18 protein-coding genes are annotated in these 18,159 nt (G+C 66.1%); 2 read left to right on the forward strand and 16 right to left on the reverse strand.

The features are described 5' to 3' along the window. Window positions 1–151 precede the first annotated feature (151 nt). On the forward strand, window positions 152–1,009 hold the full coding sequence (locus ASC95_RS28405) for a sulfotransferase (protein WP_255355287.1): 858 nt from the start codon (window positions 152–154) through the stop codon (window positions 1,007–1,009). A gap of 4 nt (window positions 1,010–1,013) precedes the next feature. On the opposite strand, the gene ASC95_RS28410 is transcribed toward ASC95_RS28405, so the two are convergent. The 12 genes from ASC95_RS28410 to ASC95_RS28465 all read right to left on the reverse strand — a co-directional run bounded on the left by ASC95_RS28410 (window position 1,014) and on the right by ASC95_RS28465 (window position 12,958). Next, the gene (locus ASC95_RS28410) at window positions 1,014–2,207 is read right to left on the reverse strand and encodes a type II secretion system F family protein (protein ID WP_057301056.1); all 1,194 of its coding nucleotides are present in this window, start codon (window positions 2,205–2,207) and stop codon (window positions 1,014–1,016) included. Beyond that, a complete protein-coding gene (locus ASC95_RS28415) occupies window positions 2,207–3,910 on the reverse strand; it encodes a GspE/PulE family protein (protein WP_200960219.1) in 1,704 nt (567 codons plus the stop codon). Before ASC95_RS28415 ends, ASC95_RS28410 begins: the two co-directional genes overlap by 1 nt. After that, on the reverse strand, window positions 3,910–6,081 hold the full coding sequence (locus tag ASC95_RS28420; RefSeq protein ID WP_162250872.1) for a secretin N-terminal domain-containing protein: 2,172 nt from the start codon (window positions 6,079–6,081) through the stop codon (window positions 3,910–3,912). The genes ASC95_RS28415 and ASC95_RS28420 overlap by 1 nt, the downstream gene beginning before the upstream one ends. Beyond that, a complete protein-coding gene (locus tag ASC95_RS28425) occupies window positions 6,062–6,523 on the reverse strand; it encodes a hypothetical protein (RefSeq protein ID WP_157256549.1) in 462 nt (153 codons plus the stop codon). The genes ASC95_RS28420 and ASC95_RS28425 overlap by 20 nt, the downstream gene beginning before the upstream one ends. Then, window positions 6,523–7,161 carry a hypothetical protein gene (locus tag ASC95_RS28430; RefSeq protein ID WP_157256550.1) on the reverse strand — a complete coding sequence of 213 codons (639 nt, stop codon included), beginning with the start codon at window positions 7,159–7,161 and terminating at the stop codon, window positions 6,523–6,525. Before ASC95_RS28430 ends, ASC95_RS28425 begins: the two co-directional genes overlap by 1 nt. A 2-nt stretch (window positions 7,162–7,163) precedes the next feature. Further along, on the reverse strand, window positions 7,164–8,513 hold the full coding sequence (locus tag ASC95_RS28435; protein WP_157256551.1) for a hypothetical protein: 1,350 nt from the start codon (window positions 8,511–8,513) through the stop codon (window positions 7,164–7,166). After that, entirely contained in the window at window positions 8,428–9,402 is a 975-nt protein-coding gene (locus tag ASC95_RS28440) for a type II secretion system protein GspK (protein ID WP_162250873.1), read from the reverse strand. Before ASC95_RS28440 ends, ASC95_RS28435 begins: the two co-directional genes overlap by 86 nt. 29 nt (window positions 9,403–9,431) lie before the next feature. Next, window positions 9,432–10,088, reverse strand: coding sequence for a prepilin-type N-terminal cleavage/methylation domain-containing protein (locus tag ASC95_RS28445; RefSeq protein ID WP_057301062.1), 657 nt, complete (start codon window positions 10,086–10,088; stop codon window positions 9,432–9,434). Continuing rightward, window positions 10,082–10,546 (reverse strand): type II secretion system protein, encoded by a 465-nt coding sequence (locus ASC95_RS28450; protein WP_057301063.1) that lies wholly within the window; start codon window positions 10,544–10,546, stop codon window positions 10,082–10,084. The genes ASC95_RS28445 and ASC95_RS28450 overlap by 7 nt, the downstream gene beginning before the upstream one ends. After that, a complete protein-coding gene (locus ASC95_RS28455) occupies window positions 10,530–10,922 on the reverse strand; it encodes a prepilin-type N-terminal cleavage/methylation domain-containing protein (protein ID WP_057301064.1) in 393 nt (130 codons plus the stop codon). Before ASC95_RS28455 ends, ASC95_RS28450 begins: the two co-directional genes overlap by 17 nt. A gap of 5 nt (window positions 10,923–10,927) precedes the next feature. Next, window positions 10,928–11,377, reverse strand: coding sequence for a type II secretion system major pseudopilin GspG (gspG, locus tag ASC95_RS28460; RefSeq protein ID WP_057301065.1), 450 nt, complete (start codon window positions 11,375–11,377; stop codon window positions 10,928–10,930). A gap of 147 nt (window positions 11,378–11,524) precedes the next feature. Then, window positions 11,525–12,958: a hypothetical protein gene (locus tag ASC95_RS28465; RefSeq protein WP_157256553.1), complete on the reverse strand. Its 1,434-nt coding sequence runs from the start codon at window positions 12,956–12,958 to the stop codon at window positions 11,525–11,527. A 515-nt stretch (window positions 12,959–13,473) separates the two neighbouring features. Between ASC95_RS28465 and ASC95_RS28470 the strand changes: the two genes are divergently transcribed. After that, on the forward strand, window positions 13,474–14,847 hold the full coding sequence (locus ASC95_RS28470) for an FAD/NAD(P)-binding protein (RefSeq protein ID WP_057301067.1): 1,374 nt from the start codon (window positions 13,474–13,476) through the stop codon (window positions 14,845–14,847). Between the two features lies 1 nt (window position 14,848). On the opposite strand, the gene ASC95_RS31010 is transcribed toward ASC95_RS28470, so the two are convergent. Genes ASC95_RS31010 through ASC95_RS28485 form a run of 4 tightly spaced genes read right to left on the reverse strand, consistent with a single transcriptional unit; the run spans window position 14,849 to window position 18,156 of the window. Next, window positions 14,849–15,019, reverse strand: a complete 171-nt coding sequence (locus ASC95_RS31010; protein ID WP_157256554.1) for a hypothetical protein — start codon at window positions 15,017–15,019, stop codon at window positions 14,849–14,851. Window positions 15,020–15,044: 25 nt separating this feature from the next. Continuing rightward, complete coding sequence (gene cysC, locus ASC95_RS28475; protein WP_082568198.1) at window positions 15,045–15,575, reverse strand: adenylyl-sulfate kinase; 531 nt, start codon at window positions 15,573–15,575, stop codon at window positions 15,045–15,047. Beyond that, the gene (locus ASC95_RS28480) at window positions 15,575–16,294 is read right to left on the reverse strand and encodes a hypothetical protein (protein ID WP_157256555.1); all 720 of its coding nucleotides are present in this window, start codon (window positions 16,292–16,294) and stop codon (window positions 15,575–15,577) included. Before ASC95_RS28480 ends, cysC begins: the two co-directional genes overlap by 1 nt. Beyond that, a complete protein-coding gene (locus tag ASC95_RS28485) occupies window positions 16,291–18,156 on the reverse strand; it encodes a nucleoside-diphosphate sugar epimerase/dehydratase (RefSeq protein ID WP_082568199.1) in 1,866 nt (621 codons plus the stop codon). Before ASC95_RS28485 ends, ASC95_RS28480 begins: the two co-directional genes overlap by 4 nt. Window positions 18,157–18,159: the final 3 nt, after the last annotated feature.

Raw genomic sequence — 18,159 nt, forward strand, 5'->3', positions numbered from 1 at the left:
GCACTGGTTGAAGGAGAGCCGTCGGTGGCGCGAGTTGTCAGTTTGGAACCGTGCACAGCTGCGTTGGCGCTCGACCTGGGCAACGATCAACCGCCGTTTGAGCGAGGCGCGCGTCGTCCAAGCGCCGCCACTCGTGCCACCTTTGTTGATCGTGGGCCCCTGGCGTAGCGGCACGACGGTCATGCATGAGCTGCTGACAGCCGCCACGGGCCTGCCTACGCCGCTCACCTGGCAATGCATGAACGCCAGCGCCTTCCAATTGCTGCCGGCGCCACCGCAGCGCAGTGGCGTGGCCCGACCCATGGACGGCCTGGAGATCAGCGCCCTGTCGCCCCAGGAAGACGAGTTCGCTTTGCTGACGCTTGGCGTGGATTCGGCCTATCGCGGCTTCTTGATGCCCGAGCGCCTACCGGAATTGCGGCACACGCTCGACCCGGCCTACTGGGAAGCCAAGGCACACCATTGGATGCCCCGCTTCGAGCGATTCCTCGCCGGCGTCTTGGCAACTGGCGGCCACGCGGGCCAGCGCCTCATCCTCAAGTCACCCAATCACACTTTCCGCCTTCCAGCACTGTTGCGGCGCTTTCCCGAGGCTCAGGTGATCTGGATGGCGAGAGATGCTTCGACCGTCTTCCATTCGAACGTCAAGATGTGGCGGGCAATGTTCGCCGAACACCAACTGACGCCCGGGCCGGAGCAGGGGCTGGAAGATTTCCTCGGCGAGGCGCTGCGATCCAGCGCCGACGTGCTGAACCAGTTGCGCACCAGCGGCCTGCCGGCGCAACGGTGGGTGATTTGCCGGCAGACCGAACTGGCAGCGCGTCCTCGCGAAACGCTACGGCACGTCATGGACGCCCTGAATCTACCTCTGGCGCGGCCCGACGCGCTGGAAACAGCCCTGGCGCGCGTCGGCCAAGGACGCATCGACCACTACACCGCTGCGCTTCCTGAGCCAGCGCGGCAGGGCACGGAGGCCCTCGACCGGGCACAAGCCGAAGCGCCTGCCTGAAACCTCAGGTCAAGGTGTTGAAGCTCGTGATGGCCATCATGACAGCGACCATGACCACGCCGATGACCGCACCGATGAGCAAGATGGCGATGGGCTCGATCAGCCCCAACATACGGCGCTGAAGCACCGCGGCGGCATCACGCTGGCTGTGCCCCAGGGCCAGCAGCATGCGCGGCAGCTCACCGGAGCGCTCGCCGACGCGGATGAGGTTCAGCCGCGTGCGCGGAAACCATGCCTGCGTCTCCAGGCCGGCGCTCAAGCTCCTGCCCTGCTGAAGGCCCTTGGTGGCACGCTCCAGCCCGGCACGAAGCGGATTCAGGCGGATCACGCCCTGCGCCAGCTCCATGGCCGTCAGGATCGGGACGCGGTTCGATAACAGGCTGCCCAGCACCGTCGCCCAGCGCCCGATTTCGGTCTGCACAAGCCAGGGACCGATGACCGGTGCACGCATGAGGCCCTGGAGCAACGCCTGGCGCGTTGCCGGGCGCGACAGACCCGTCACGGCAATGGCGAGCAGCGCGGCGAGGATCAGCAGCACTTCCAACAGGTGGCCTCGCACGTAGACGCCCAGTTCGATGACCCAGCGTGAGAGCTCCGGCACCTGTCGGCTGCCCTTGATCAGATTCGCGAAACGGGGCACGACACCGACAAAGATGAAAAACACGGCCAGCGATCCCGCGCCGACGAGCACGCTCGGGTAGACGAGGGCGCTGCGCATGTCTTCCTCGGCCTTGCGACTCAATTCCAGCTGCTCAGCCGAATCTTGCAGCGCCCGAGCGATCTCTCCGCTGGCCTCGCCGGCCTGCGCCAATGCGATCACATAGACCGGCATGCGCAGCGACTCGTTGCGCAAACCATCCGACAGCTTGCCGCCCCCGCGGACCAGCGACTCCATTTGGGCAAGGGGCGCACCAAGGGCCTGACCTTCGTAGGCCTGCACGAGGCTCGGCAGAGCGTCGCCCAGCGTGACGCCAGCGGTCAGCAGCGTCGCCAGTTCGCGCAGGAGCACCACTTGGTCGGCAAGCTTGATGCTGGAACGCTTGGCACGCATCGGCGCCGACGCGGCACGGGCCCGCAGACTCACCGGCGTCATGCCCTGCGCGGCCAGCCGCGCGACGGCATCGGCTTCAGCCGCCGCTTCAAGCTGGCCACTGTGGGACTGGCCCGACGCGTCACGCGCTGTGTAGTCGAAACGCATCAGGCCTCGGCGGCGCCGGTGGCGCGCAGCACTTCATCCGATGTCGTCATGCCCTGCACGATCTTCAGGGCGCCTTCCTGTGCCAGGGAGCGGTAGCCCGCCTGGCGCGCCAGGGCGACCAGCTCGGGCAATCCCACTTCGCGCGCGATGGCGTGCTGCATGTCGGCACCGACGTCAAGCATCGCATAGATACCGGCTCGCCCCCTGAAACCGGTCTCCTGGCATGCGGGGCAACCCACCGGGCGCCGCCAGCGCGGGAGATCGCCACCACCCTCCTCAGCGCGGGCGTCGGCGACCGCCGCAGCGAGCTCCGCCTCTGCCAGCAACGGCGCTTCGTCCGTAGGCACCGCGCAAACGTCGCAAAGCCTGCGCACGAGGCGCTGCGCCATGACGGCCCGCAGGGAAGCCCCGACGAGGAAGGGCTCCACGCCCATGTCCACGAGCCGCGTGACGGCCGACGGTGCATCGTTGGTATGCAAGGTCGCCAGCACCAGGTGGCCGGTCAATGCCGACTGGATGGCGATCTCGGCCGTCTCCCGGTCGCGGATTTCACCGACCATGATGATGTCCGGGTCGTGACGCAGAAACGCCCGGAGGGCGCGCGCAAAGGTATAGCCAATTTCAGGCTGCGCCTGCACCTGGATCACCTGCGGCAAACGGAACTCGACCGGGTCCTCGACCGTGAGGATCTTGCGCGTCTGGTCGTTGGTCGCCGCGAGCGCCGAATAGAGCGTGGTGCTCTTGCCTGCGCCGGTGGGGCCAGTCACCAGCACCAACCCGTTGGCCAGCCCAAGCCAACGCTTGAATTGAACCAGTTGCGAAGGTCGCAGGCCCAGGCGCTCCAACGAAAGGTCGGCGCGCTTCTTAGGCAGCAGGCGCATGACGATGGATTCGCCATAGACAGCGGGAATGGAGGACACCCGCACGTCCAGCTCTGCACCGGCGGCGCGTGTGGAAATGCGGCCGTCTTGTGGAAGACGGCGCTCGGCGATGTCCAAACCCGCGATGAGTTTGATGCGTGAAGCCACAGCCGGATAGCGGTCCATGCCGAGCGCCAGCCGCGTGTGCAGCAAGCCATCGATGCGCAGCCTGACCTCACACTCGCGTTCGCCGGGTTCGAGGTGGATGTCCGACGCGCGGGACTCGACCGCCTGGGCGATCAGGTTGTTGACCCAGGCGATGACGGGGGCGTCCTCGGCCATCTCGCGCAATGCCTGCGCGTCGAGCGACTGCAACTGCCGTTCGGCGCGGCCGAGCCGCTGCTGCCATTGCTCGAGTTCTGCTTCCGGCATCAACTGCCAGGTTGCAGCGGCCAGCGTCGGCAACGCCGCGACACTTTCGCGCAGCTCGGCCCGCAGCGGATCGGCGCTGGCGAGCAGCCAGCGCCCATCAGCGTCCTGCCAGGGCAGCACGCCCGCCGCGAGCAGCCGCGCGCCGTCGGCGGCGAGGGTTTCCAGGCCGGCGCGCACGGCTGCCTCGTCGAGCTGCGCGCCGCGCACCAGCGCCAGGCCGAGCTGATCGGCCAGCACCGGGAAAAGGCTCTCGGCCGTCAGCACACCCATGCGCATCAGCACCGCACCTAGCCGGCCGCCATGGGCCGCTTGATAGGCGATGCCGGCCTCGATGTCTTCCGGCCGCACCATGCCCCGCTGGAGCAGCATCTGCCCGAGCAGCAACGGGCGGTCCAGATCGAGCGACGCCATCAATCGCTCGTCGAACCGTTGCCCGGCTTGTTCGGCACCGGCTTGTCAATGTCCTTCGCGCCGGGCAGTCCGGCCGGCTTCACGCTGGTCGCCCAGGAACCGAGCGAGCGACGGAAGGCATCGGTCAGCGTCTCGGTGTCAAAGGCGTCGTTGGCCACATAGGGCGTGATAAGGATGATCAGCTCGCGCCGCACGCCGCCGCGTGACTGCTTGCTGAACAGTCCGCCAATCACCGGGATGTCCTTGAGGTACGGCACGCCGGAGTTGCCCTGCGAGCCGCTCTCGGAAATGAGTCCGCCGAGCAAAGCGGTGGCGCCGCTGCGCAGGGTCAGCTTGGTGTCGACCTTGCGGGTCAGAAACGTCGGCGTGCTCGTGACGCCGTTCTCGGTCTTCGCCGACTCGCTGACCTCCTGGACCACATCGAGATCGACCTGATCGCCCGAATGGATCACGGGCTTGATCTTCAGAATCACGCCGGTCGTACGGTACTGCACCGTCTGCAGCAGTCCGACGCCGTTGTTGCTGCCAGGAACATTGTTGGTCGCCTGCTGCGAGGTGATGATCGGCACTTCTGATCCGACCTGGATCGTCGCCGATTCACCGTTGCGCGCCATCAGTCGCGGGCTGGACAGGATGGTGGCACGGTTGTCGCTGGCCAGCGCGTTAAGCGCCAGACGCAAAGCACCGGCACCATTGAAAACGCTCACGTTAAGCCCCGCCGTCCCAAGCGCCGTGCCGCCCTGCGTGCCGATTTGCACCGTGCGATCGCCGCGCACCTGGTTGGTGAGCCATTCGACGCCGAAGGCGCGCGAATCATCGAGCGAGAGTTCCGCTACCGTAACCTCGATCAGCGCCGACTTGGTCGGGCGGTCGAGCGAGCGCAGCAGCGAGATGATCTGGCCGTACTCGTCCTGGTTCGACTGAAAGATCAGCGTGTTGGTCGACTTGTCGACAACCACCGATGCAAAGCGCGTCGACGTGCTCTGCTGATTGGCACTGGCGCTCTGCGCCGCATTGGCCGCGGCTGCCGGCGACGATGATGCCGCGCTGCCACGAGCTCCGCTCAGTATGCGGTCTAGCGTTTCCGCCAGCGCCTCGGCGTCCTTGTGCCTCACGGCATAGGAGAAAAAGTTCTTGCCGATGCCCCGCTCGTTCGGCTTGTCGAGGGTCTTGGCCCAGTCGGCCACGTGGTTGAGCACCGTGTCGCTGACGGCGAACACGTAGACGGCATTCAAGGTCCCGACCGGCAGCAAGATGACTGGGCTGCGTGCGGCCCCAGGCGTGATCGGCTGCCCGACGGGATGGACCGCGTAGCCTTCGGCGCCGAGCACCTCCGCCAGCCGGCGTGCCAGTTCGTCGGCCGAAGAAAAGGCCGGCGTCAGGGCGATGCTCGCACGCCCCTTCATCACCGGCTGGTCGAGCGAGGCGATCGCCTCGAGCGCCGCCTTCATATTGTCCGGATTGCCGCTGATCAGCACCGCGTTGCGGCCTGCGTCTTCCTGCACCTTGACGCGATCACCGAACATCGTGCGCAGCCAGTTCGTCACATCGATCTGACGCACCGACTCAAGCTGCACGAGATGGAACACCGGTCGCAGTGACTGCGGCACGTCGGGCTGCGCCGCGCCATAGCGGATGCCGGGCAGATTGCCGAGATCAGCATTGTCCGGCACCACGCGCACGAGCCCGCCGACCTCGATCACCGACAAGCCGTAGCTCTTGAGCAGCAGGCGGACAGCCTGCTCCAGCTGTGCGGCCGTCTGCCCGCCCGGCGTGCGAAAGGTCACGAGGTCCTGCCGAGAGATCACCGACGCATGCAGGTTGACCGGCTTCTTCAGCACCTCGGCATAGAGGATCTGCACGAAGGTTGGCAGCGCGATCTGCTGCAGATTGATAGCGGCCAACACCGGCCCGTCTGCGGAGGCGGTAGCCAACGGGCGTTCCACCGGCGGCACCGCGGCATTGGACGGCGCACTCGGCCCCGGCGTCACGCGCGTCTCGCGTGGCGCATTGTCTGCGCCCGCATCGCTGGCAGAGGCCTGAGACGCCTGCGGACGCTGCAACGACTCTGGAATCGAGGGTCGAATAGGCGGCGTGCAGGCGACGAGCACCAGACTGGCCACGGCCGCCGCAAGCGGCTGGTATCGGACGTTATTCACCAAGGTATTCAACTCCCATCCGATAGGACTTCTTGCCGTTCTGTACACACACCTCGTTGTGCTCGATGCACTGGATCCGATGGCCGTTCGGCAGCCGATCGCCGACCCGCAACCGTTGCGGCTCCTTGCCCGGTGCGATGAAACTGATCAAGACCACCTGGCGGCCTGCCCGCGGAAAGATGCCGGCGATGCGCCAGCGCAGATCCTCCGGCACTGCGGACGCCGCCGTTGCGGCGTTCACCGCCGCCTCGGGCTCGAAAAGCGGTGAATTGGCCAGAGCCAGACCCGTACTTGCCATGTCAGGCTTGCGCGGCAAATCTGGCAGCGTCCAAACATCGCGCCTCGGCTGCACGACGCCGCCAACCTCCTCACCACCAGCACCGAGCAGCCAGCCAAGACCAAGCGCCATCGCTACCGCGATTGTGGCCATCCTCACGTTTGCATCGAACGCCATTACCCGGTCTCCTGAACGCGCGCGAGGACACGCAGATCGATCTCCGCGAAGGCCGGCTGGCCACGCATCAGGAAACGCTCGACGACGAGGGACCGATCACTGCGCGCGCATTCGGCAAGAAACACCATCAGCGCCGCACGCTGCGGTGCGTCGAAACTGATTCGTGCGCGCAACAGAACATGCCCAGGGGGCAAAGCCTGGACGATATCGCTGCTGCCTGCAGTTGCGGCGGGCGCCGCGCCGGCATCGGTCTTGCCGGATTCGACGCGTGCAATCGACAGCTCTCGCGTCTTGAGCCCCAGCCGGGCCGGCACGGTGCGCAACCAGTCCTGCAGCGCGGCCTCTGTCAAGCCGATATCACGCTCCGACCAGGCCATGCTCGACAACGCCTGGCTCAGGCGTTCGGCTTCAGCGGCCCGTTCTGGCCAGACCTTTTCACGCGCCAGCGACCGCAGGCGCGACAGCTCGCCCTCCAACTGCTTGAGTTCGACCCGGCGTGCATCGGCATGGTCCTGCGCCAGCAGGACGCCATAGATGCTGAGGATGCCGAGGATGGCCCAGCCCCCGAGACGCACACGGGCCGAGGCCTGCCATTGCGAACGCAAATCCTCGCGGACCGCGCTCCATTGCCCGCTCATGTTCATTTGCTGGGTCCGATGCTGTCGAAGACTGACTGGGGCAATTTGTCCGGCACCGGGCCGCTGGCCATGCCCGCCGGCAGCGGAAGCGGTTTCGGCGGTGCTGGGACGGGAACGGGCGTCGCCGTCGTGCCGGGCATCGTCGTTGGCACTGCCGGCCGCAGCGTCGACTGCGCTTCGGTCGGGGAAGCGGTCACCGGTTGCGTATCCGCCGTCGCAGTGGCGGACTTCGTCAGCGCGGCCGGACCGGGACGCAGGCCGGAGAGCGACATTCTCAGCATCGCATAGCCCTGGGCGCTCTGGCGCTCTTCGGTCACATCCTGGAACCAGCTTCCGGCCTGCAGATCGCGCACAAGCGCGGCACGCGAGATCTGCGGCCCAAGCTGCAGGCCAAGCCGCAGCTTGTTGCCGGTCAGTTCGAATTCGCGGAGCAGGACGCCTGATTTACCGAGCATGTCGTTGACATGCCCAAGTACCTCAAGCGGCAGTGGCTCATTGAGAACAGCGGCGAACTTACCCACGCGTTCCATCTTTGCGAGCGCCTGATCGCGGCTCTTGAGAGCTACCGCCGCAGATTCGCGCAGTTCGGCCATGTCGGCCCGTCGCTGCTGCAATTGCCGCCAGACGTCCCATTCCTGGCGCGCAATCGCACCGACACCGACGAGCAGCACCAACGCGCCGGCGGCGAGTGCCCGCTTCTCCAGTCGGACTAGCCGCGAGTCCACGGAATGATCAATTCCATACACCGCGGTCCAGGGCTTGTTCGACAGTGGAACGTCCTCGGCCCGATTCGGTAGCGGGCTCGCCAGCTCCTCCGGAGTCGCTGCGCCGGCATGAAGGAACAAGCGCCATTCATCCTCGCCCGGCAGCACCGCCCACCAGCGGCTGGCAATCAATGCACCGGCACGCCAGATCTGGCCCTCGACCCCTTCGCCGCACCGCACGAGCAGTACGCCATGGTCATGCGGCGCACGCAGCAGTGTCTCGGGCACCAGGCGGGACCGCTTGGCGACATAGCCTGCAGTGGCCAGTTCCTCGGCTGCCAGGGACCGGTCCCAAGCAATAGCGAGGCCCTCGCCGCCCTGCAGGACCAGGCCATAGTCATTGTTTTCGAACGGCTGCCAGCCGAGCGCCTGGAGGCGCAGGGCGGCCAAGCGCTCCGGCGCCGGCACCGACGCGAGCCGAAACCACTTGAAGCGACAGCGCCCGCGCGGCAGTGCGATCGTTTGGGTTCCCCAGACACCGCGCGCTGCGGAACTCAGGCGATCATGGGATAACAGCACTGGCGTGTGGCGCGGGTTGCGCGCCTGCAGCCCTGGAAAGCGGGAAAAGGGGCGCAGCGCTGAGATCATGGGGCGAACGAGGGCGAGGCATGGAATGCTGCTCGAGAATGACCCAAGGACCTGACGGGCCTGCCGGAGTCAAACGAATATTGTACTCAAGGGCCCTCGGCAGTCCGGGGGCCCACAGGGTCAACCGCGACTCCCAGCCGGGGGCGAAATGGATGTGCTCTCCATCGAGCGCCAGGCCCGTCAGTTGCGTCACGGCACTGGTACTGTTGAGCAGCTCGCTTGCGCGCAGGGTCATCAGCAGCTCAAGCTGGGCGGCCGACGCGCGCGGGAACATGGCGCGCAGGACCTCCGGCGAGGCGGTCAGCGGATTGAATTGGTACAACAGGCTCGCGCTGAGCGAGCGCGATAGCCGCGCCAATCTTTCGCGATCGTCGCGCCACAGTGGCAACGCCTCGAGTTCGCGCAGGCTGAAGAGCCAGTCATTGCGCGGCGGCGGCAGGCCGAGCGCTGCGTACTCGCTGCGCTCGGCGCCGTTGAGGCGGCGCAGATCGTCCGCGTCGGTGTAATCGTCAAGCACGTCGATCATCGCTTGCGCGCGCGCAGGCTCAAGACCGTCAGCAATCAGTAGATTGAACAGCACCTGCCTGTCGCCAGAATTGAGAGACAGCAAACCGCGCGCATCCTGCACCTGGACGACGGCGCCGTCGGGAAACCGGAATGGGCGATCATCCTCACGCACGACCACGGTCGCGTTGCCGCGCCCCCCGAGTGCCAACGGTCGGGTGGCCAGCCAGTACTGTGTCGCGGCCCTCGCGCCGGCGACGTTGGCCCGCGCAGCGACATACTCATCGAAATCGACCGCAGTGCGCCGCAGCGTATCGATCCGCTCAGCGAAGCGCAGCGCCACGAAAGCGACTACCGCCAGGGCGCCGATGACCGTCACCAGCACATAGCCGCCCTGTCGACGTTCAGACCGCCTCAAAACCGCTTCTCCCAATCGGCCCGTCGCTCACGCGAAGGCACTGTGACGCCGATATGGGCAATGAGCGGACCGCCCGCCTCGTCGCCGAGCTCAAGCATGACGGCTATCGGCAACCGCTGGACCCGCGCACCCGGGACCGGCCATGCGTCATGCCATTCCCCCTGAACGTCGAGGTAGCGCATCCGCGGCGGCGCACCGGACCATTGCAACAACGTTGCCTCGGCGAGCGCCCGATCCTGCCAGGCATCGCGCTCGGCCTGGGTGGCGATCGATTTGGCGACCAGACGGTGCTGGCCAGTGCGAGGATCGCGGTCGAAGACCAGCCGCATCCACCCGGCGTCGAAGCCGGCCAAGTCCGGCATCTCGGCACTGGTCAGCATGACCTCGCTGGCGTCCCCGTGGAACTGCTCGACCGCGCCGAGACGATCGGGCAGCGCCGACTCCAGGAGGCTGCGCACCCATTCGCGACGGACGACCTGCATCTGCCGTTCGGCGCCGGAGTCCTGCAGCAGGCGTTCGACCTGAAACGTCTGCTGCATCGCCTGCCACAGCAGGCCAGAGATCATTGCCACGATAAGCAGTGTCACGAGCATTTCGACGAGCGTGAAACCGCGCTCGCGGCCTGGCGCTGCACCGGCCAGGCGCATCACCATGGCGAGGCCTCTGGGATCCCGTCGTTGCCGCTCAGGGACCGATATCCGACCGCTGTCTGGCTCCATTCGGCCTTCAGCTGCCGCTCTTGGACGACCGCATGGACCCGATACAGACCAAGCCGCCACCGCGGCACCAGCGTGCCGCCGACATCGTTTTCTTCGCGCATCGGCTCAATCAACTCCCCCCGCCATCGAAGGCGCAGCGAGCCGACCTCGCGCTTGCCCTCGGGCTCTCGCGCGAGATTGATCGTCTCCAGCATCGCGATGCCTTCGAGCTGGAGCTGGGCGCGGGCCGTCGCCTCATGCACCCTCGAGGCCGAGCGCATGTTCTCGCCGATCCACGAGAACAGCATCAGCCCGGAGCTGCCCAGGATGACCATGGCGACGATCGCCTCGAGCAAACCGAATCCCGTCTGGCGCCGACGCCGGTGCCACGTCAATTTATCGACCGCGGACATCACCGATGTCGACCTCGCCGCTGATCGGCCGGATGCGCCAGATCTCCCGAGAGGCGCCCTGCCGCAATTCGATCGCGCCACCCACGGCCATGCCGCTAGCGCCATAGCGAAGGGGTTTGTCGACGCGCAGCTGAATGCCTACAGGCTCCGGCACTGCCTTGCGCAGCTGCGCGGCATCGATGGACAGCACCTCCCCTGACCGGAATGCGCGCAGGGGCAGCGTTTCGAGATAGGCCTTCAGATCGGCACGCCAGCCGCGCTCCTGAGCTGCGTCGAGCCAGCGACTCGCATTCGGCGCGACCATCCCGGCCGCCAATCCGAGCAGCAGCAACACAACGAGCAGTTCGAGCAGCGTGAAGCCGGCGACGCGCCGCATCCCCGTCACTGCACCGGCAATATGCCGATGTCCTTGGCATCGCCTTCGCCGCCGCGTTGACCGTCGGCACCGAAGGAGTACAGCGCGAAACCCTGCCCCCCTTGGCCTGGCACTGCGTATTGATAAGCGTTGTTCCAAGGATCGAGCGGCAGCGCGTCCTCGAGATAAGGCCCGCGCCAGCGGCTCGCCAGGGCTGGATCGGCCGGCGGCTTGCTGAGCAAGTTCAACCCTTCTTCGACGGTGGGATAGCGACCAATGTCCAGGCGCAGATTCTCGACAGCGCCGCGCAACATTTTGACCTGCGTCGTCGCGCTCGTGACCTTCGACTTGTCGACATTGCCGAACAGCCGCGGACCGACAAGACCGGCCAGCAGGCCGATGATCACCAACACGACTAGCATTTCCAACAGCGTAAAGCCGCGCCGCTGAACCACCGAAATCCGAAGCTTTCCCATCGACACATCTCACTATCGGCAAGACCGGACACCGGCCGAATAAGGCATTATTTCATAGCGCCATCGCCCGCTTCGGAACAGCGCCTGGAAAGCAAAAAAGGGCGCCCGAGGGCGCCCTTTGCGTTTTGCAGCTGAGCCGCGAAACGATTAGAACGTGCTGCCAGCGTACGGACGCTCCAGCGGGACAATCGTCGTGTCGCCACCATTAGGAGCGCTCATGAAGACGCCCTTGATGTTGGAGGCAGGAGCGTTGATCGTGAAGGTCACAGACGTACGCGAGCCCACATCCAGCGAGCAGACGTTGCTCGCCTTGATCACGGTTTGACCGGGGTACAGCCAACCCGTGGCAGCCGAACCCGGGGTCGCCGTCACAACGCCGGTCGAAATGCCGCCGTGTTGCGAGCGAGCCAGGGCGCTTTCCGGCGTGCAGGTTGCGGTGTACGTGGCAGCCGTACCGGTGTTCTGGAAGAAGAAGCGACGGTACTGACCAGCAGTATCGTTGCTGTCAACGGTAGCGAATGCAGTCTGGAGCTGGATCGCGTTGGCCGACCACACCCACCAGCTGGCGTTGCCAGCCAGCGTTTCGTCAGCGCCGGTCACGACGTCAGCGACAGCCGAAACACCGAAGGTACGGGTGGTACCCAACTGCGCGTTGCCAGCCGCAGTCATGTCGACCTCAACGGTCGTAGCAGCCGGAGCAGCATTCACATTCGTCGGAGCGATCGTGAAAGTGGCAGTGGTGGCCGTCGTGGTGACGGTCGGAGCAGCGCCCACGCCGGTCGAAACCGTCACCGGGTTCACAGCAGCGAGACCCGTGAAGTTCGTACCAGCAACGGTAACAGCAAGGCCGGAACCGTCATTAGCGAAGTCCCACACCGTGGCGCCGTCAGGCTTGACGAGGCTGTTCGGGTTGTTGTTGACGACAAACGTCGCCTTGGCAACCGTGGACGTGTCAGCAACACCAGCACCACCGGCAACGAAACCGAACAGCGGGCCGCCAGTGGCGTTGACGTTGGCAACGGTGGCCGTATCTTGGGTAGCGGTCAGCGACAGAGCTTGAGCGGAGACTGCCACGCGACGGGTCACCGCAGCGTTGTTGTCAATGCGAGCCGTCTCACCGAGGTCCCACAGATTCAGCGAAACGCTGATGTTGTTGCCCGCGGTAGCCAGCGTGTGGCTGTCGAACACCGGCGCAGCGAAAGTGATCGTGCTGGCGGTCGTGGTGGCCGTCGTCACGTCGACTTCATACGCGCATTCCGTGGTGCTAGCGCGCTTAACGGTCACAGTACCGGCACCGGCAACGCCGACGGTCGGAACCGCAGCGGCGCAATAGCCAGCCGTGAAAACCGCGCCAGCCGACGGGGTCATGATGATAGTGAAGTCCTGAGCGACCGTACGAGCAACGCCCATCGTGTACACGACTACCGGGCCCGTGATGTCCGTCGTGTTAGTCAACCCTTCAACGGCGTACGCGGTTGCAGCGCCATCCGTAGCCGGCGCAGTGATGGAGCCAGCGAAAGCAGCCGATCCGCAAACCGACGCCAGCGCCACGGCGGTTGCCTTGACAGTGAACTTTTTCATTAAACGATTCTCCAGAGATTGTTGGAACATGAACGCATTGACTCGCGAATCAGCGCAGATCAGCGCGCACCCATTATGCAGTTGCAAATCTGAGCGTCAACGCAACAACGGACCAAGACAGTTACCAGTCTCGCGGGCCGCGAAGCGCTGTAAGCACTTGTCCCTTGCGCCATCCCCCACATCACTTGGCTTGGCACGCCTTGCCGTATTCAGTAGGTTGAATCGCAGCATAGCAGAGGGCTCTCGAGCGATCAGTTCATCCGTGTTGGGAAAAAACCCTGAGCGCCATGGGCTGTGTGGCAAAACACACAAAAAACCTTGCGTTAGGTTCGATCTTTTGGCAACAGTCAGTGTTTCCCCTGAGGTTATGGAAATCGAAGGATTCGGGAACATCCCTACTGATTTCCAGGGCGCCAGCGCCATCGACCGGTGACGCTGTATCCAGCGTTGTCAACGCGGTGCATGCCTAATCTGTCTCATTCACTCAATCTGCATTTGATCAGCCGCGACGAACCATGAAAATTGCCATCGTCGGCGGTGGGTTCGTCGGAACCGCCGTCGCCTGCCAGTTGCTGCAAGCGGCACCGAGCGGCAGTCAACTGACGCTGATCAACGCCGGCGGGCAATTGGCCCGCGGCGTCGCTTATGGCACCCGTTCTGCGGCTCATCTTCTGAACGTGCCAGCCGCGCGCATGGGATGGGACGTCGCCGCACCCTTGGACTTTGCCGAGTCGCTCGTGCGCCGGGGGCTGTCCTATGCACAACATGATTTCGTGCCGCGCAGTCTCTACGGCAACTACCTGGGTGAGACGCTCCAACGACATATCGACGCCCGCTGCGACGTCGGCTGGCGTCATCTGCCAGCTAGCGTTCATGACCTTTGGCGTCGCCCTGACGGGAGTTGGAATGTCGTACTGGGCGACGGCTCGAGCATCAACGCCGATTGCGTGATCCTGGCGCTCGGCAACTTCGCGCCCGCCTGTCCGCTGGCCGACTTCGCGACCTTGCCCGCACATTGCTATGCGCCTGACCCGTGGCAGTCTGATGCGCTCGCCGGCATCGATCCGCACGCCCGCGTCGCCATCGTCGGTTCTGGCCTCACCATGCTGGACATGCTCGTGTCGCTCGACGATGCAGGCCACTGCGGGCCAATCTTCGCGTTGTCGCGGCGCGGTCTGTTGCCGCAGGGGCATCGCGACAACGAATTGCCGCCGCACCAATGGCGACCGCCCGCCGGATGGCCGCGGTCCGAAGGCGTGGTGCCGCGCTCAATGCTGCGAGCGATCCGCAACGCAGTCGACGCGGCGCGCCGCGATGACCGGGACTGGCGCGACATCTGGGGCGCCATGCGTGCGGTTACGCCCGAACTGTGGCGCTCGATGTCGACGCGCGATCGGGCCCAGTTCCTGCGCCATCTACAGCCGCTTTGGGACGTCCACCGCCATCGCTCGGCACCCGCGGCGCTGGCCCGGTTCGAGCGGCTGCGTGCGAGCGGCCGCCTGACGCAGGCGGCCGGGCGCCTCGTTGCGGCCCGCGTTGACGAGGGTCAGGTCATGTTGGAGTGGCGGGCGCGCGGCGATGAAACAACCCGCACCGTCCGCGCCGCACGCGTCATCAATTGCTCGGGGCCTTCGAGCCGCATCCGCGACGACCGTTCGGGGCTCTTCGGGACCCTCGAGGCAGCCGGACGGTTGCAGCCCTGCCCACTCGGCCTTGGCGTGATCGTCGACGACCGGTACCAACTGCTCGATGCGCAGGGACAGGCCCAGCCCGGCCTGTTCTACGTGGGACCGCTACTGAAAGCCCAGTACTGGGAAGCGACCGCCGTGCCGGAATTGAGGCAGCATGCCGCAGCGGCCGCGCGGGCGTGCCTCGCCGGCATGGTTTGATTCAGCCGAAGGCGCGGCGGTCCAGCGTCGTGGTCCGTTGCGCCACGCAAGCGTCGACTGATTGCAGGGCCGTATCGAACGTCGGCGCTGCCTTGAGCGGCGTCTCATAGCGCGACGAGACGCCTGTGAATTCTGGAATGAAGCCCGCCCCGCGCCTGAGTTCCGTGAACATCCAGCCGCGCTGGCAACAATGCCGATCAGGCGCCGAGCAGGGCCTCCAGCGCGGCTACCGCGTCGCACGCGTCCTCCCGGCTGGCGTCGATCCGCAAGTCCGGCGCCAGCGGCTCCTCGTACGGAGCGGAGACCCCCGTGAACTGGCTCAGCGCGTTGGCCCTCGCATTGCGGTACAACCCCTTGGGGTCACGGCGTTCGCAGACCTCCAGCGGGGTTGCGACATGAACCTCCCTGAAGTGGGCCGCGCCGATGATGCCTCGCGCCATCGCGCGGTCGTCGCGCAGTGGCGAAATCAGTGCGCAGATGACGACCAGACCTGCGTCGCGCATCAGCTTGGCCACTTCCGCCACGCGACGTATGTTCTCGCGGCGGTCCTCAGGGCTGAAGCCCAGGCCGCGGCAAAGGCCCGCACGGACCGCGTCGCCGTCCAGCACCGCAACCCTGTGCCCCGCCTCGACAAGGCGCTGATGCAGGGCTGTCGCCAGCGTCGATTTGCCCGCTCCGGACAGGCCGGTCAACCAAAGAACACGTGCAACCGGTGGTACAGCGGCCATTACTTCGCTCCACGGCGCCGGGCGATGGCGTCGTCCAGGCCGGCGACGAGGGCGGCGCGGCTGGGCATCACCTCCAGAAGCTGAAAGCGCACACCGAGCAACTGGAACAGAAAGCCAAGGTCGACCTGGTTCCTTGTGACGGATGCCGGCGCGTCGAGCCGATCGACGACGAAGGCCTCGACCTGGTCCGCCTGCACTTTGGCCAGCTGGTCACGGAAACTGAGAATCGTCGGTTCGACGTCTGCCCACGGCATGGCCAGCACGGCGTCGCGCAGGTGGTACCTCAACCAGGTATCGTCACCGCGGCTGAGGGCCTTGCGCGCGAGCATGGCATTGAGCAAGCCGGCCGTCTGTCGGCCCGCCTCGCCGCCCTGGGCGGCCCGCGCCTTTTCGACGGCGGCCAAGACTGCGGGCCAGTCGCGCCGCGTCTGGGCTAGCAACGCTTGGCGGATGTGAAGGTCGACCAACGCGGCGTTGCCGAGGCTGGCGGCCTGCCCGGCAGTCTTTGCCAGCACTGTGGCGGCCTCATCAAGCACCGGTTTCCAGACCGCTAGCGGTGCGCGCAGCATCTCACTGGGTTTGAGCGGCAACGTGAGGCTGTGCTGGGCGACGCCGACAGCAGGTGCGGCATCGACCGCCAATGCGGGCGGTGCAGCTACTGCCATCAGGCCAAGGGACAGCAACATTACCCTCATGGAACAAGAAGCAAAGTGGATCATCGGGATTCCGAAAGAGAAGCGTGAAATTCGGGACCGAGCCAGGCGCCGAGCAGCGCCCGTGGCTCAGAGGTGTCGAGGCCGGCGAGGTCGTGAAGCACACGTTCGCCCGCGCCATCGTCCACCAGCCGCGCCACGCGCACGCCGGCGCAGGTGGTCGGCAGGCTGGTTTCCTGGTCGGCGAGCAGCTCTTCGAAGAGCTTCTCGCCGGGCCTGAGGCCGGTGAACTCGATGCGGACGTCATCGGTCGAATGGCCGCTCATGCGGATCATCTGCCGCGCCAGGTCGGCGATCCGCACGGGCTCGCCCATGTCCAGCACCAGCACCTGGCCGCTCTCGCCGATGGCGGCGGCCTGGATGACGAGACGGGCAGCCTCTGGAATGGTCATGAAGTAGCGAATGATGTCCGGGTGCGTCACCGTGAGTGGGCCGCCGCGGGCGATCTGTTCCTTGAACTTCGGGATCACGCTGCCGCTGGAACCCAGCACGTTACCGAAGCGCACGGCCATGAAGCGTGTGGCCGGATGCCGCTTGGCCAGGGCCGCCAGCGCCATCTCCGCGGCCCGCTTGGTGGCGCCCATCACATTGGTCGGATTGACGGCCTTGTCGGTGCTGATCAGCACGAAGCGCTCGACGCCGATCTCCGCCGCGGCCAGCGCGGCGTTGTAGGTCCCGAGCGTGTTGTTGCGGATGCAGGCGGCCGAGTTGCCGGCCTCTTCCATCAGCGGTACATGCTTGAACGCCGCCGCGTGGAAGACCAGATGAGGCCGGTGACGCGCAAAGCAGCCGCGCAAATGGTCGAGATCCTTGACGTCGCCGATGACCCGCACCAGCGGCAGATGCGGGAAGGCCTCCGCCATGGCCTGCTCGATGGCATAGAGAGCGTACTCGCTGAGCTCGTAGAGCACGATGGCCCGCGGACCATAGCGCGCGATCTGGCGGCACAGCTCGCTGCCGATGCTGCCACCCGCGCCGGTGACCATGACGACTCGCGAGTTGATGCACTCCGAGATGCCGGCCTCGTCGAGCTGCACGGGCGGGCGGCCCAGCAGGTCCTCGGGTTCGATGTCGCGCACCTCGTTGACCCGACGACCCGCCATCAGCTCGGTGCTGCTGGGCACCGTCAGCACCGGCAGCCCGGTGGCACCCGCCAGGTCCAGCGCCCGGCGGCGCTGCGTCACCGAGGCGGCCGGCATGGCCACGATCAGGTGGGTGACGCCATGCACGCCAGCGAAACGCCGCGCCTGGCTCAGGTCGCCCAGGACCGCCAGGCCGGCCACGCGCCCGCCCAGCTTGGCGGGGTCGTCGTCCAGGAAGCCGACGACGATCCAGCCCTGGCTGTGCTGGATCCCCGCCACCAGCAGCCGCCCCGCGTCGCCAGCGCCCATCACCAGCGCCCGACGCTGCTCCTGCGCGCTGCCGCTGATGCGACTGCGCATGTGCTCGTAGAGCATGCGGTAGCCCATGCGCATCATGGCCAGCAGCATCAGCGTGAACAGCGGATGCAGCGCCAGTACAGCCCGAGGCACAGCATGCAGATGAGCCATCAGCACGGCAGCGGCGCCGATCAGGCCCGCCAGCGCGCAGGCCAGGGCCAGACGTTGGACCTCGCCGAAGCCGGAGAAGCGCCACATGCCCTTGGGCACGCGCAACAGGCACAGCACGGCCGCATAGATGGCCAGCAGCCCCAGCAGCACCCAACCGTCGTAGTCCGGCCGTGCCGAGAACCAGCGCTCGAAGCCGAGGCGAAACAGATAGGTGGCCTGCCAGGCGACGGCAACAGCGACGACGTCGAGCAGCAGGGCCAACGCTTCGCGGCGCGGTCGCAGCCGCGTGAGCAGGGTGTCGAGAAACTGCCAGTTCATTGG

It is taken from the genome of Pelomonas sp. Root1217 (genome assembly GCF_001425705.1).
GTDB lineage: Bacteria > Pseudomonadota > Gammaproteobacteria > Burkholderiales > Burkholderiaceae_C > Pelomonas.